Origin of the sequence: Polycladomyces subterraneus (genome assembly GCF_030433435.1) — a bacterium.
GTDB classification, from domain to species: Bacteria; Bacillota; Bacilli; order Thermoactinomycetales; family JIR-001; genus Polycladomyces; species Polycladomyces subterraneus.
In genome coordinates this window covers 98,109-111,813 of sequence record NZ_JANRHH010000029.1, presented here as the reverse complement: position 1 = coordinate 111,813, position 13,705 = coordinate 98,109, and the positions used below count along the sequence as shown (strand labels likewise).

Here is a 13,705-nt window from a genome sequence, read left to right as displayed (position 1 = left end):
GCGTGGTAACCTACATCCATCCGCGATGGCTTCGTCCAAGCCTGGGCGATCTCGTTTCACAAGTTTTCGCTCGCTTTCACCGAAAGGCTGGGTTTTCCCGCTCACTCTTTATAACAGCATGCGTTCCCATCCGAATAAACCTTCTGATCCTCCTTCGATCTTGGCCGTCACTCTATGAAAAAAACGGGCCATCTCCTCGATCGTGGGACGTTGCTCCGGATTGAAGGACAGGGTTCGCATGATCCAATCTTCCAGCTCTTCCGGCACGTCCTCCCGAAACTGGCGGATGGGAGCAGGGTTGAGCGAAAATGCTGTCGGACTGTTGCCAGTAAACATCGTGTATGCCAAAGCACCGACCGTAAACGCATCATACGGATCTTCCCGTCGCTGGCCATCCGCAGACGGTTGCGGATGAAGTCCCCCTTTGGGCAACAACCCGGCAGGCCCCCCGTAGATGAAACGCACCGCCCCGCCTGGGGCCAAAAGTACGTTTTGCGGATGGACCATGGTAAATTGATCTTGGTCATACAAGCGCAACAGATGACCGGTGATCCGCCGCAAAATCCACATCGCCCGATCCAGCGGCAACGGTAATGTATGGTACAAATAGTGCGCGAGCAGCGTCCCCTCCAACTTTCTGTAAACTTGGTACAAAACACCGTCTTCAATGAACACTTCCTGCACGGGGAAAAACGCATCTTCATCCCGCATGAGCAGTTTTTCAAAATCACGTCCGCTTTCCCCGTGAAAAGCCCGGGCATCCAGTGCATGAACAAAACGTGTACGAACCGGTTCTCCTTCAGATCCTGCCTCATTCCGGTTCCGATATGCCGTGTAATAAAGAACCCCCTGCACAAAGGGGAATGCATGGATCACTTCATACGACTCCCGTATCCACTCACCTTTCTCTTTCATCCGCATGTTGTTTCAATCACCTTTCTTGCCGGGGTCGTGTGAATGAAAAGGAAAACATCTCAAAATATGTAAGCTCAATCAACAACTGCACTTAACCGATGCAGACTTTCGCTTTTCTTATTTTATCATGAACGGGTATTTCTGGACAGACGAAACCCTTTCTTTTCATCTCCTCTTCCTTCACGCATTATGATTTTTTCTTTGCGTTTTCCATGATTTTCTTTCTCATCCATCTCTGTGATATACTGGGGTGGAAAGAGTATTTTCTGAATAGGCAGAATTGGATGCATTGCAAAGGAGGCTTGTACTATGGATGATCGCACCGTCCGTGCGTGGGTGATGTATGACTGGGCCAATTCCGCGTTTGCCACCACCGTCATGGCAACCGTGATGCCCATCTTTTTTTTCGACGTCGCCGCCCGCAATCTCGGCGCCACCAAAGCGACGGCATATTGGGGATATACTCAATCCCTCGCTTTGGTCCTGATCGTCCTGCTCTCTCCGGTTTTGGGTGCGATCGCTGACGCTGGTCGGTTCAAACGGAGATTTCTCCTTTGGTTCACGTGGATCGGGATTGCTTCGTCCCTGCTGATGGCCACGATTGAATCGGGTGAGTGGTTGTGGGCGTCGATCTTGGTCATCTTCGGCACATTGGGCTTTTCCGGCGGCAACGTGTTCTATGACGCATTTCTCAGCGATGTGGTGCCCGAAAACGAACGTGACCGTATCTCCGCGCGCGGTTACGCCTTTGGTTACATCGGCGGCGGCATACTACTCGCCCTCAACCTGGCCATTATCACATTCCACGATATGCTGGGCATCACCACTCTCGCTGCCACACAAGCATCCTTATTCAGCGTCGGAATCTGGTGGTGGCTGTTTTCCCTTCCCCTGTTCCACCATGTGCATGATCGACCGCTGTCCGGGCGCCCCCCAACGCCGGCAAAACGGCTCGCGATGGAAGGATTCCGTACTGTCTGGCAGACCCTGCGCTCCCTGCACCGATATCCGGAAATGCTCAAGTTTCTCATCGCCTTCTGGTTTTTCAGCGACGGGATCAATACGATCATCAAAATGGCCACCATCTATGGTCGGGAAATCGGGATCGGCCAGACGGATCTGATCGCCGCTCTGCTGATCACCCAGTTCGTGGGCATCCCCTTCACTCTGCTGTTCGGCCGTTTGGCCGACCGATTCGGCCCGATGCCATCGCTGATCGGATCACTGGTCATCTATTTGATCATCGTGATGCTGGGTTATTTCATGTCCACCGCACTTCATTTCTATATACTCGCCATCCTTGTCGGGTGCGTGCAGGGTGGCAGTCAGGCGCTGTCCCGTTCCATCTTCAGCCGTCTCGTCCCCATTCACAGGAACGCGGAATTCTTTGGCTTCTTCGGTTTATCCGGGAAGTTTGCCGCTGTTTTCGGTCCAGCTGTTTTCGGCTTGGTGGGGCAGTGGTTCGGCTCCAGCCGGATGGGCATCTTATCCATCGCGATGTTTTTCTTGGTGGGCATCTTGTTGCTGTTTGCGGTGGACCTGGAAAAAGGAAAAACCGAAGCGCAAACCGCCGAACGGGAAGCACCCGCTATTCCCACGACCGAAAGCCCTTCAGCTCCCATTTAAAACAACGAAAGCCACCCCCTTTTATCTGGGGGTGGCCCTGGTTATTGAAACAAAAGTGCGGGCACTGATTTCCATTCCCATATCGGCATCGCAATTCGACGGGAAAATCAACCCTGCTCCCGAAATCATGCCCCTGATGGAATTACCAGCCCTACTCCATGCCCGGCACAACGTCATCCCATTATCGACCGCCGCTTGGCTCCGTTTCCTCCATTTTTCAAGAAGAAGGCCAATACGATGGTGGCGATGGTGATCCACATCGTCACCCAAAACACGTCATCCATTGCCTGTACCATGGCGTGGGCATGAATCTGTCCCATTAACAAGCCCAAAGCGGATGCCTTGGCCTGGAACAGCGGCTGGCCCATCGCGCTAAACATATTTTGGAGTTGCTGCAACGTCTCATTCGCCTGCGGCGAAAACAGCGAAAACTGCTCAGCCCCAACTGCCGCATGATACGCCTGGCGATGGGACAACAGCAACGTCGCCCACGCAATCCCGAACGAGGCGCTCACTTGACGGAACGTATTGTTGATAGCGGTGGCCTGCCCCACTTTTTCGCTGGGCACCGCGTTCATCCCGGACGTGGTCACCGGCATCATCAACAAGGAGACGCCGATGCCCCGAAGTACCATCCACCAGACAAGCGTCGAATGAGACGTGTTCACATCGAGAAAATGGGTCAAATAGAGCGAGTACGCCGTCAGGCACAAACCGATCACTGCTGGCCAGCGCGCCCCGATCCGGTCGAACAGAAAGCCGGCGATCGGCATCATCAGACCGGTCACCAACGCTTGAGGCAGCAGCAGCAATCCGGTGTCAATCGGGGACAATCCCGAGATATTCTGCAAAAACAACGGGATCATGAACAGCGGCACAAACAGGGCGATGCTGGTGATGCTGACAATCGCGAGCGATACGAAGAAAGCACCGTTGCGGATCAATTTCAAGTCCAGCATCGGCTGATCGATGTTCCACTCAATCAGGACGAACACGACCAGCGAAACGATGGCCACCGACAAAAATCCGATCACTTCCGGGTCGGTCCATCCTTTGTCCGGCACGATCCCCAATCCGTACAGCAACGTGGAAAATCCCAGCGTCGAGGTGAGAAATCCCCACAGATCAAACCGTTGCCGGCTGCCGTGGGCCAACTCCTTCAACAGAAACATCGCCAGGAAAAGGTCCAAGATGCCGATCGGTACGTTGATGTAGAAGATCAGCCGCCAATTAAGGTATTCTGTCAGATATCCGCTCAGCGTCGGCCCCACCGCGGGTGCGAACATGATGGCGATCCCGAAAAAGCCCATTGCCGTCCCGCGCCGTTCCGGCGGGAACATCCGGAAAATCATCGCCATCGAAACCGGCATCAACGCCCCGCCGCCAAGCCCTTGAATAATGCGAAACAGGATCATTGAGGCGTTATTCCAAGCCAATCCGCAAAGAAACGATCCGACGGTAAACAGGACCAACGCCAGCATAAAGACCCGCTTGTATCCGAACCGATCGCTGACAAATCCGGTGATGGGCACGAGCGTCCCCACCACCAGCGTATAGGCGGTAATTACCCACTGAATATCGGACGTATCCACGCCAAACTCCGTCATCATACTGGGCAACGCCACGTTGACGATACTCATGTCCAATACAGCCATGAAAACGGCGATGATCAGCACAACGGTTGCCGCTAATCGGTTTTCCACACCACCGTTTTCACGTTGCTCTGTCGGCGGGGTCGGGATGTGGTCAGCCATGGCAAACCCTCCTTTCCATCAAAGATGAAGCCCAGATCATTTCTCGATTTTGACGTCCGCGTTTAACCCCGGGACCAATCGGGCACCAGCGTATCCGTCCAACGAGATTTTGACCGGAATACGTTGCACTACTTCCGTATAATTGCCCCCGGTGTTGATGTTGGGTACCATCGAGAAAGTGGACTCGGTTCCCAGACCGATCTGCTCCACTTTGCCCGTAAAGGTTTGATCCGGGAAGGCATCGATCGAGATTTTCACCGCATTCCCCTGTTTCACGTCCTGAATTTTGGTCTCATCCACCTCAGCGACCACATACAGTTGATTCAGATCCGTGGTCATCGCGAGCGGCGTGCCCGGTGACACCAAATCACCCGTTTCGGATTTGGACTGGATCACCGTACCAGACTGGGGTGCAGTGACATTCACGGTTTGCGGCGCTTCGCCCGGTTGCGTCGGCGATGTCTGAATCCGGGCCACCACATCCCCCTTGTCCACATACTGACCCTCTTTCACTTTCCACTCCGTGATCTTCCCGGCAACGGGCGCGGTGATCATGGTCAAGTTTCCTTGTACTTTGGCGTCATCCACCAGAACGTAATTTTGCACTTCATTCATGTAGTACAATGCAGCGGCGCCGCCGCCGAGGACGACGATAACAAACACAATCATAATAGCGATCATCTTTTTCACCCAAAATCCCTCCTTGCTCATAATTGGTTGACCATTTTTTCCAGGAGGCGAAAGAACTCCTGTTCTTCCTCTGGGGTCAATGCGCTCAACATCTTCTCCCATACCCGATGCCGCTTCTCCACCAGCCTGAGGATAAGCGACCGCCCCTCCTCGCTCAACTCCACCCACACGATGCGCCGATCTTCCTCATCCCGCGAACGCAGGATGAGCCCCTCTTTCTCCAAACGGTTCAACGCGAGGGTGGTCGCACCCGAGGAGAGTTTCACTTCCTGGGCCAAATCATTCACCTTGCACTTCTTCATCCGCAACAAATTGTTTAACAGCAAAAATTTCTGCGGCGTGATCTCATCCTCCAATGCGGCATCGAAGGAACGGGCCATACGCAGCAACATTTTGCTCAACCGCTCCATACTCGGTCTTTCTGTTGAACCCATTCGCCCGCATCACCCCGTAAATCTCTTTCCACAAAAACATCTTTATTATAAAGAGATTAATCAGATAAAACAATACCTTTTTTTGCTTCTACATTTTTCCCAACCAGCTGCATCCCGATGAATGGGATTGATCGAAATGGAGATGAAAAAATGGTAACCACGCGTCGCAGCATGATGACGCATGGTTACCAATCCGTCCCCTTTTTTATCGGCGTTTCTTGATAATGTCCCAGATTTTCTTCAGTTCTTCCCGACATTCCTGTGGAGCTCGGAGCAGCTCCTCAAACCAACGACATATTTTCGGATCCCCCACCCCAACCGCCGTCGCGGCAATTGTTCTATCCGGGGCATCCGTCCGACCGAGCAGATAATCGACCGATACTTCCAGAACGTCGGCAATTTTGGTGATCGTTTCCAAGTCTGGGTTTCGTCGCCCGCTCTCATATAGAGAAATGGACACCTTCGTTACGCCCACTTGTTGTCCCAACTGTTCCTGAGTCAGATTTTTTTGCCGCCGCAATTGTTTCAGACGCGAAGGGAAGTCCATTCATCTCCCTCCTACTCTTTCCATTCCGCTTTTTTCTATTATAGGTTAACCCAATGTTAACGACAATGATTCAGGGATGATCTGTTGCCCCTGATGGCATGACAAGACACACCCGAACGGACCTCCCTTTCCTCAAAGATCAGGGTTAACCTGACGCGAAACTGGGCAGGTTGACAATTAACTATAGGTTAACTTATGATGGGACCGTACAACCTGCACGAAAGAGGTGATCCCATGAGCCAATACCCTGCCTCCCCGCGCGTCCTGATCACAGGTGCTTCTGGCGGAATCGGTTATGAGCTGGCCAAACGCTTCGCCCGAGACGGCCACGATTTGATCTTGGTTGCACGAAGTGAGGACAAGTTGCGGCAGTTGGCGGAAGATTTGTCCCGAACACATGGGGTAAAAGCCGACGTGATTCCCCAAGATCTGGCCAATCCGTCCGGACCGGATGCAGTTTTACGGTCAGTGAGGGAACAAGGCTGGAACGTGGAAATTCTGGCCAACAACGCCGGCTTTGGTTTGTACGGGTTTTTCGCGGAAACCGATTGGCAAAAAGAAATGGACATGATTCAGGTCAACATCATGGCACTGACCCATTTGACCAAACATTTCCTTCCGGATATGATCCAACGAGGGCGGGGTAAAATCCTGAATGTCGCCTCCACCGCCTCCTTCCAACCGGGTCCGTTGATGGCCGTCTATTACGCGACCAAAGCGTATGTACTCTCCTTCTCCGAAGCGATCGCCAACGAGTTGAAAGGGACCGGCGTCACCGTCACTACACTTTGTCCGGGACCGACCGAGACCGGATTCGTTGCCCGCGCCAATCTGGAGCAGTCCAAGCTGTTCCGCATTAACAAAGTGATGGATGCCGCCACCGTTGCCGAGATCGGCTACCGCGGATTAATGCGGGGTGATCGAGTCGTCATTCCCGGTCTGCATAACTGGTTGCTGGCCCAATCCGTTCGCTTCCTGCCGCGAAAAGCCGTCACAGCCGTTGTGCGCAAAATCTCCGAACGTGCAGAGTAGAATGAACGCCATATGAAGCAAAAAGACGCTGATTATTCCACTTTTGCCCGCTGGCTAAAGTCAGCTTTACTATAGTAGGAATGATCAGCGTCCGCTTAACTGGTAAAACCGTTTTGATCGGGTGTACTTTTTCCCTATTTCCCGAAAAAGAAATCCACTACTTCCGCCAGGGTAGAGGAAGTTTTCCGGTAAAACTCGGAGTACCCACACCCTACACAGGAAACGACCAAAAACTCGCGGTTCTGCACATCAAAAAACCGACTCAATCCAGAACCCGTCACGGCAATTCGGTCCGTCTTTACTTCCCGGCACCCGCATTTGGGACAACCGTTGGGGCGTGTTTGTTTCTCTTCTTCCATTGGCGCTTCCCCCACTTCGTTACTGGGACTGTTTTTGCAATACCCTGTCTTGCTCTTTATTTTGCTTCTCCAAAATGGCATCCTGCATCTCATCTTGATGTTTCAGGACCTGGTCCTGCAATTGGTCACTCGTATCCAAAATATATTTACCCAACGTCAAATCACGCTGTATAATCATATCCCCCACATCCGGATTGAATCCCCGTTTGCTATCCAAATAATTCTTTGCGTCCCACAATCGATTGATCTCTTGATCCTTCAAATCATAAAATTCATTCGCGATCTTGCACAGCTCGTCATATTTCCGGTTTCCTTCCTTAGAAACCTTGTCGTAGTTTTCGTTTCCCCACCGGCTCCACTCATCATACAACCGGTTATACTCCGCATCAAACGCCTCTTCCAACTCCGTTTGGTTGTCCACCGTGGCAAACGTACCGCCGCCTGCGTCCGATACCGCCTTCAACGCGCGTTGCCCCGCATCATCCACATCAAACCCGATGATATTGACCACCGCCTGGATGTTGGATGCGTGCAACGCCTGTGCCGCCGCCACAGGATCCCCACCGCAGGTTTCCACACCGTCGCTCACCACATAGACGATGTTGGTCGCCCCTTTACCGCCGCGGCTCGCCAAATCCCGCTGGGCATCCTGAATCGCCTTGGCAAGCGGGGTCCAACCACCCGGTTTCAACCTGTTTAGCGCCTGTTGCATACGACCCCCCTCATACCGGCTGGAAGAATAAATCACCTCGCTTCTTTGGCAGGAAAGCGCCTTGTCCTTGGGCTGATTGGTCCCTTTATGTCCGTAGACGCGAAGTGAGACGTTCGCCCCTTCCGGGAATTTGGCGGCAAACTCCTTGACCGCCTTTTTGGCCAAATCCAATTTGACGCCACCCGGCACCTTCCCCGCCATGCTACTGCTGTCGTCCAACAGGATGACCACATTCATCCTTTTTCCCTCAGGCAGGGCCGCCAGCTTTGCCTCTTTGGGCATGGGCGTCGTTTTTGTCTCGATATAGGCTTTGAAGTTGTCGTATTTCTTCACATAAGGACGGTAATCATTGGCCAAGAGGGCGATGAGTTTGTCATAGATCTCCTCCGGCGACGCGTTGGAAGGGATTTTGTTCAGCTCTTTTTCCACCTTGACCCGGTCATAACGGTCGTCACCGTATTTCCCCGGGCCCACCAGCGCCATGGCGTGGGCATCCCCTCTTTTTAACAGCTCCGACGGTTTCACCGACAGATCCATCATCGGCTGCGCTTTCGGCTTCGGCGTTTGTGCCTGTTTGAGCGCCGGTTTGTCCGCCCCCAGTGGGAGCGCACATCCACCCACTAGTAGTAGCACCACGATCCAGGACCACCATTTACCGAACCGCACAGTTTCCTCACTCCCTTGGTCAAGCTCCCCTATCACAACAAAAACTTCCATAGTTCGACAACCATGATTGTATACTTTTACTACTTTATAAGAAAACCCTCGTTTCTGGTTGAAAAACTACATTTATCGACAGGATAGCCCAAAAGAAGTAGAAAACTTGGACAAAAATAGTTCCCGAACCTTGTCGAAAAGGGTTGACGGATGGCGGAAAATATTGATAAAAATAGAACGATTGATACAGTTACCGAGGTGATGGCATTCAGTGAAACGTTTGTGGCTCGTCCTTATTATTTCTGTCATGGCGATCTTCTCCACCGGTTGCTCCATCGTTATCTCTATGGCACAACAGGCGATTCAGACCCAACAACAAACCAAGCAACAGCCGGTAGCCAAAAAAGAGCAGGACAAGCCCAAAAAAGAGCAGGAACAACAGCAAAATGACGACGACTTGTCCGACATCGCCCAGGCGCCCAACAACCAAGACGACGATTCCTCTCTTAACTCGGATGATTCTTCTGATCAAGAGAACCCGGAAGATAAAAACATCCATGTTGATGGGCGTACTTGGACACCGGTCGATGTTCACGCACAAAATGACGGCAACGTGCGGGTCCTGTACGTGCCGGAAGGGCAATCGGCGGACGACTGGACGGAAGCGATCACCATCGACGTTCACAAAGGTCTCCAAAACCAAGCGACCGTCAACGACTACGCAAAGGAAATGCGCAAGTCCATCAACGAACAAGTCCGCAACGGCGGAAAGGTCACTTGGCGTACACTGTCCAAACAACAAGATGATCTGATGTACGAATTTATCATTGAAAACGACGGCTACCAGGACAACCAGCATGAAATCAGCCGTGTAGTGGCCACGGATGAAGGGATCGTGGCTCTCCACTATACCAACAAACTGAGTGTGCCGATGTCGGAGGACGAACGGCAAAAATGGATCCAGATCCTGCAGGCAGAAGATCCGAGCGATAATTCGTCCGACGGCTCGTCCGGCGACTTCTCGGACGGTTCGACCACAGATGATTCGTCCGATTCTAATAGTAGCGATACGTTGTAAGTCATATGAAAAAACCCGTTGCCCATGGGTAACGGGTTTTTTGCCAGTGACGCTAGTCCCCTTAAATTTATATAGTTTTTTATCTTGGGTTTCTTCAATGATCAATCCTGTCCGGATAACCAGGGAAAACTTTAATATTCCGATACTGATTAGATGTTACTGATTAAGGTTATTGCCATGTTAAATCAGGATTAAGCTTACCATGATGATAAAAAAATTCAAATGCAGCTACTACATCTGAAAATAACACACAAAAATCTTCTGGGGGATCTATATCCGCGCCCTGAACGGAAAGGAATATATACTCCTCAGGATCACCCATTGGATTTTTCACCGCTACTGAAGTGCCGTCAAATGGTTCTTCAAAAAACTCTACTAAATAATAGCGTATATTGCCCTTTTCTTCTTGTATATCTCCACCACCTGCGATCATTTTCCCCACTCCTGATATTTGCAATGCAACATACGTTACTGTTTCACCATCGAGTTTTCGTAAGAATTCAAAGACCTGATCCCAGGTAGGATTATAGATCACATTATCAGAACTTTCAATTATCAACTTTCTCTCCATTTGTTGTCACCTACCAAGAGGTTCTTTTCTCTTCTGGTCTTGGTTTAATAATCTCCTTACCACTTGGTGTTATCACTTCAAGTTCATCTAGACCAACCTCCTCTACCAATGACCTTACACCGCCATCAGGACCACACGCATCAAAAAAGGACGGTCGACAACAAGTCGAGCTTTTCCGCCAATTATTTTATGCTGTTTTCTATAAAGATAAAGGTGGAAAAATACATCTCCTTCTGCATGGTACCTAGTTTGATTGTTAACAGCGTCTTTTCCTCTGATTCCTCCATTTCTTCCTAAAGTTCCTTTCATCCACTCATTACGTAACTGTGTATAGCCACCAACATCGGCTCCCCACCCGTTTCTCCCCCAAATTTGAACGCCATCTGATTCCAAAACTGCTACGGTTTGCTCATTCTTTAATACACCGTATTGTTTGAGTTTTAAATCGTCACCAAGAGCCGGTATTCCCAATTGTTTCCTTACCTTTGCGACATATTCTAAATCTATATTTCCAGTGGCAGGACGATATTTAGGTACACTATTGACTTTTACAATCCTTCCCCCTTTAATAATCGCCCCATCCTTGGTTTCATACACTTTCCCTCTGGCTGGAACTCTTTTAACAAGACCCTCTATTTCGGGTTCTGCTAAGTTAGCATCCCCTTTCCCTTCAAATTTTTGTAACCATTGGCCAAATGCCGTATCACCAATTGTTTTTGGGGTAGATGATACAGATCCGTCCACAAAAACCTGATAGACTGGTGAAGGGAGAGGAATTTTGTTGAATGCTGAAACTAACTGAGGCGTTGAGTGAACACCGAATAATACCGCAAAGCCAAGAAGAGCACTCTTACCCGCTTTTCCCCAGTCGATCTTCCGGTTTTTCAACCAATCATACAATGCACTATCCGTAAAAGCAGATACACTACCACTCAATAAATTAGGAATAGCTTTACCAAACCATGAACCAAATGTGTCTACAGCCCAAACACCGAATCTGGAACGAGCTAGCATACCCGCGACCAATCTAAAAATCCCCGCTGATGCAGCCCCTGATATACCTCCTGTAAAAACATCTCCGGTGAAAAGCGTTCCCAGCAGTCCTCCAATTCCCAATTCCCCAGCTCCGGCACCAATCCCGCCTGCAGCCAATCCTACTTCGCCCACACCGGTCATAAATGCCGCTATAACCCCGATGGCAATCAGGATTGAAAGAATGGGATGCTCTTTTATCGATTCCCAAAGCTTGGTTCCATATTCTTCAACTTTTCCCCATATGTTACTTGCTACCTGAGAGACACCATCCCAAAGCTCCCCTAACCCGTGTTTTAATTTTTCTAATCCGCCTATTAACCGATCCGACAGCTCTCCCCCTTTTTTCTCATCTACCTTAGTCTCTTTAGGATTGATAGTTGGCGGTTGAATGGAAGGAGCTTTGGGGGGAGAAGGTGGTGTAAAACTTGGCGGCTTAATTTCCGGTGGATGAATATCAGGAGGATTGATATTTGCATAGGCTACACTATGTAACGAGAAAACACCTAGTAGAACGAATAAAAGAGCAATTATGTAAATTTTAATCCCTTTTTTCATTGCCATCCTTCATTATTGTATTGCATTATAATTTTATTAGACTATTTCAATAAATGGTCATCACAAATACTTTCATCATAAAGATGGGTTAACTATTGATCAATATACTAGGGGAATGTTTAATCGGCTTCTTGGGTGACCCTTTTCATCTTGAAAAGGGTCACCCTTTTACAGACCAGACTTACTGAAATTACTTGTTATGAAACCTCATTCACATAAAAATACGTTATCGTGAATGCCATAAAGGGAATGAACAATATATTAATTATATTTTGTATCATCGAAACTGCGGGTAAACTAAATGACAAATAAATTGACCCGTACAAGGCACCGATACTGATTACCCACTCAGCCAATCCAAATAAGAAAATAATTCCTAACAGTCCCCAAAAATGCTGTTTCCCAAAATGGTACGCTTCCCTAAAAGCATCTATCCATTTTCTATTTTCAATCACTACAGCATATGGGAAGCAGAAGAACAATATGGCTAAAATCACACCAGGGATTACAAGCAAAAGCATCCCAAATATAATGAGCAATCCGTAGAGAATACCCTTCACATAAACAGGAAATGCATTTTCAAGTGTATGACCATATATTTCTCCAAATTTAGCATCATAATGGTTCGCTTCTTGGTAAGCCATATAGATAAAGGGTATTTGAGAGAGTGGGATCAATATTAAAGTAAAAAAAGTGTTAAACAAATTAGCCATCGGGTAAAATCGATCTCCTGCTATACTAAAATAGATATAAAAATAATTTGCTACTACATTATGAAAAACTTGAAGCGGTAGAATGAACGTAATACCCAATAATAGAATCACAAAAAAACGCCTTCTATATAGATAGAATGCATCCTTATATACCCCTATCATCTAAAGCACCTCTTATCTCGGGTTTCTTGCTACCTTCTCAATTTCTTTTTCATAATCCTCAAAGTCAAGTAATGTATTATTTCTTTCCATCATTTCAGTAAGGATCCTCATGCTTTCCCTATCCTCAGAATCCATCTTGTCCTCATTCAACATGCGTTTGTGGTGGTAATATAGTAACATTAATTTTACCCAAGCATAGAGGTTGAAAGGATGAATATTGCTTGCTAGAAATCTAAGCAACTTTACCCTGCAAGGGTAGCTTTGGATTTGGGATTGATTTTGAAAATAACTTGCCTTTAACATAATATCTGTATACATGGTTGTTTTATGGTACATCTGCTCATCTACTATCTCTGACTCAAGTAATTCTTTCCTGATTTTTTTTCCAACCAAATAAGCTTCCTTTATTTGATATTGCTTTTCAATGTTCAATTTAGCTACTTCTAAAAACTGATTGAAGCAATCCTCAATTTCACGATCCATTTTTTCACCTAATTTTGTTTTGAAGTATTCCAATATCTTGATAACACTCTTAAAACCCCAAATCGTTAAGCCTTTGGACCATTTCCATCCAACATTTACTAGAGTTTGGACTTGGTTATTTACCCTATTCCCCAATATAAAAGCATATTCAACTTCTTGAAACCTAGGTACCTTACCATCCTTCGTTATTATAATTTGTCCAGATGGCAAATATTCTACCAAATAATACTTTTGGCCATTTAAGACTATCATAGCAGGAAATACTTCGATTGACTCATTTCCTTTTTTATATTTGTGTATGGCATCTAGCACATTTTGAGGCAAATCTTTCACTTCAATCATATAACATCCATCCTTTGAACCAGGGCTGTAACAGCCCTGG

At 48.4% G+C, this 13,705-nt stretch carries 14 protein-coding genes; 3 read left to right on the top strand and 11 right to left on the bottom strand.

Translation table 11 applies throughout. The features are described 5' to 3' along the window. Window positions 1-108: 108 nt before the first annotated feature. On the bottom strand, window positions 109-921 hold the full coding sequence (locus tag NWF35_RS06435) for a serine/threonine-protein kinase (RefSeq protein ID WP_301238258.1): 813 nt from the start codon (window positions 919-921) through the stop codon (window positions 109-111). A 303-nt stretch (window positions 922-1,224) separates the two neighbouring features. Here NWF35_RS06435 and NWF35_RS06430 point away from each other — a divergent pair, with 303 nt between their 5' ends. Beyond that, on the top strand, window positions 1,225-2,541 hold the full coding sequence (locus NWF35_RS06430) for an MFS transporter (protein ID WP_301238257.1): 1,317 nt from the start codon (window positions 1,225-1,227) through the stop codon (window positions 2,539-2,541). Between the two features lie 173 nt (window positions 2,542-2,714). Here the strand turns inward: NWF35_RS06430 and NWF35_RS06425 are convergent, their stop codons facing one another. The 4 genes from NWF35_RS06425 to NWF35_RS06410 form a co-directional block, all read right to left on the bottom strand. Then, window positions 2,715-4,295, bottom strand: coding sequence for a DHA2 family efflux MFS transporter permease subunit (locus NWF35_RS06425; RefSeq protein ID WP_301238256.1), 1,581 nt, complete (start codon window positions 4,293-4,295; stop codon window positions 2,715-2,717). Between the two features lie 36 nt (window positions 4,296-4,331). Next, a complete protein-coding gene (locus tag NWF35_RS06420) occupies window positions 4,332-4,976 on the bottom strand; it encodes an HlyD family secretion protein (RefSeq protein ID WP_301238330.1) in 645 nt (214 codons plus the stop codon). Between the two features lie 26 nt (window positions 4,977-5,002). Next, a complete protein-coding gene (locus tag NWF35_RS06415; RefSeq protein WP_301238255.1) occupies window positions 5,003-5,419 on the bottom strand; it encodes a MarR family winged helix-turn-helix transcriptional regulator in 417 nt (138 codons plus the stop codon). 205 nt (window positions 5,420-5,624) lie between these two features. After that, window positions 5,625-5,966 carry a helix-turn-helix domain-containing protein gene (locus tag NWF35_RS06410; protein WP_301238254.1) on the bottom strand — a complete coding sequence of 114 codons (342 nt, stop codon included), beginning with the start codon at window positions 5,964-5,966 and terminating at the stop codon, window positions 5,625-5,627. A gap of 234 nt (window positions 5,967-6,200) precedes the next feature. Between NWF35_RS06410 and NWF35_RS06405 the strand changes: the two genes are divergently transcribed. After that, window positions 6,201-6,998: an SDR family NAD(P)-dependent oxidoreductase gene (locus NWF35_RS06405; RefSeq protein WP_301238253.1), complete on the top strand. Its 798-nt coding sequence runs from the start codon at window positions 6,201-6,203 to the stop codon at window positions 6,996-6,998. A 134-nt stretch (window positions 6,999-7,132) separates the two neighbouring features. Here NWF35_RS06405 and NWF35_RS06400 read toward each other — a convergent pair whose 3' ends face one another. Then, window positions 7,133-7,357, bottom strand: a complete 225-nt coding sequence (locus NWF35_RS06400; RefSeq protein ID WP_301238252.1) for a zinc ribbon domain-containing protein — start codon at window positions 7,355-7,357, stop codon at window positions 7,133-7,135. A 19-nt stretch (window positions 7,358-7,376) separates the two neighbouring features. Further along, window positions 7,377-8,735 (bottom strand): vWA domain-containing protein, encoded by a 1,359-nt coding sequence (locus NWF35_RS06395; RefSeq protein WP_301238251.1) that lies wholly within the window; start codon window positions 8,733-8,735, stop codon window positions 7,377-7,379. Window positions 8,736-8,997: 262 nt separating this feature from the next. Between NWF35_RS06395 and NWF35_RS06390 the strand changes: the two genes are divergently transcribed. Then, a complete protein-coding gene (locus NWF35_RS06390; protein ID WP_301238250.1) occupies window positions 8,998-9,804 on the top strand; it encodes an HI_0983 family protein in 807 nt (268 codons plus the stop codon). Window positions 9,805-9,973: 169 nt separating this feature from the next. Here NWF35_RS06390 and NWF35_RS06385 read toward each other — a convergent pair whose 3' ends face one another. From NWF35_RS06385 to NWF35_RS06370, 4 genes are all read right to left on the bottom strand, one after another. Further along, window positions 9,974-10,375, bottom strand: coding sequence for an Imm1 family immunity protein (locus NWF35_RS06385; protein WP_301238249.1), 402 nt, complete (start codon window positions 10,373-10,375; stop codon window positions 9,974-9,976). 114 nt (window positions 10,376-10,489) lie between these two features. Further along, a complete protein-coding gene (locus NWF35_RS06380) occupies window positions 10,490-11,965 on the bottom strand; it encodes a hypothetical protein (protein ID WP_301238248.1) in 1,476 nt (491 codons plus the stop codon). Window positions 11,966-12,162: 197 nt separating this feature from the next. After that, window positions 12,163-12,789 (bottom strand): DUF7847 domain-containing protein, encoded by a 627-nt coding sequence (locus NWF35_RS06375; RefSeq protein ID WP_301238247.1) that lies wholly within the window; start codon window positions 12,787-12,789, stop codon window positions 12,163-12,165. 63 nt (window positions 12,790-12,852) lie between these two features. Next, window positions 12,853-13,665, bottom strand: a complete 813-nt coding sequence (locus NWF35_RS06370) for a hypothetical protein (RefSeq protein ID WP_301238246.1) — start codon at window positions 13,663-13,665, stop codon at window positions 12,853-12,855. Window positions 13,666-13,705 lie beyond the last annotated feature (40 nt).

Bases quoted from the DNA above. Each gene is read 5' to 3' on its own strand.
- NWF35_RS06410 (WP_301238254.1), bottom strand. From the start codon at position 5,966: ATGGACTTCCCTTCGCGTCTGAAACAATTGCGGCGGCAAAAAAATCTG.
- NWF35_RS06400 (WP_301238252.1), bottom strand. From the start codon at position 7,357: ATGGAAGAAGAGAAACAAACACGCCCCAACGGTTGTCCCAAATGCGGG.
- NWF35_RS06370 (WP_301238246.1), bottom strand. From the start codon at position 13,665: ATGATTGAAGTGAAAGATTTGCCTCAAAATGTGCTAGATGCCATACAC.
- NWF35_RS06425 (WP_301238256.1), bottom strand. From the start codon at position 4,295: ATGGCTGACCACATCCCGACCCCGCCGACAGAGCAACGTGAAAACGGT.
- NWF35_RS06415 (WP_301238255.1), bottom strand. From the start codon at position 5,419: ATGGGTTCAACAGAAAGACCGAGTATGGAGCGGTTGAGCAAAATGTTG.
- NWF35_RS06385 (WP_301238249.1), bottom strand. From the start codon at position 10,375: ATGGAGAGAAAGTTGATAATTGAAAGTTCTGATAATGTGATCTATAAT.
- NWF35_RS06435 (WP_301238258.1), bottom strand. From the start codon at position 921: ATGCGGATGAAAGAGAAAGGTGAGTGGATACGGGAGTCGTATGAAGTG.
- NWF35_RS06420 (WP_301238330.1), bottom strand. From the start codon at position 4,976: ATGATCGCTATTATGATTGTGTTTGTTATCGTCGTCCTCGGCGGCGGC.
- NWF35_RS06405 (WP_301238253.1), top strand. From the start codon at position 6,201: ATGAGCCAATACCCTGCCTCCCCGCGCGTCCTGATCACAGGTGCTTCT.
- NWF35_RS06430 (WP_301238257.1), top strand. From the start codon at position 1,225: ATGGATGATCGCACCGTCCGTGCGTGGGTGATGTATGACTGGGCCAAT.
- NWF35_RS06380 (WP_301238248.1), bottom strand. From the start codon at position 11,965: ATGAAAAAAGGGATTAAAATTTACATAATTGCTCTTTTATTCGTTCTA.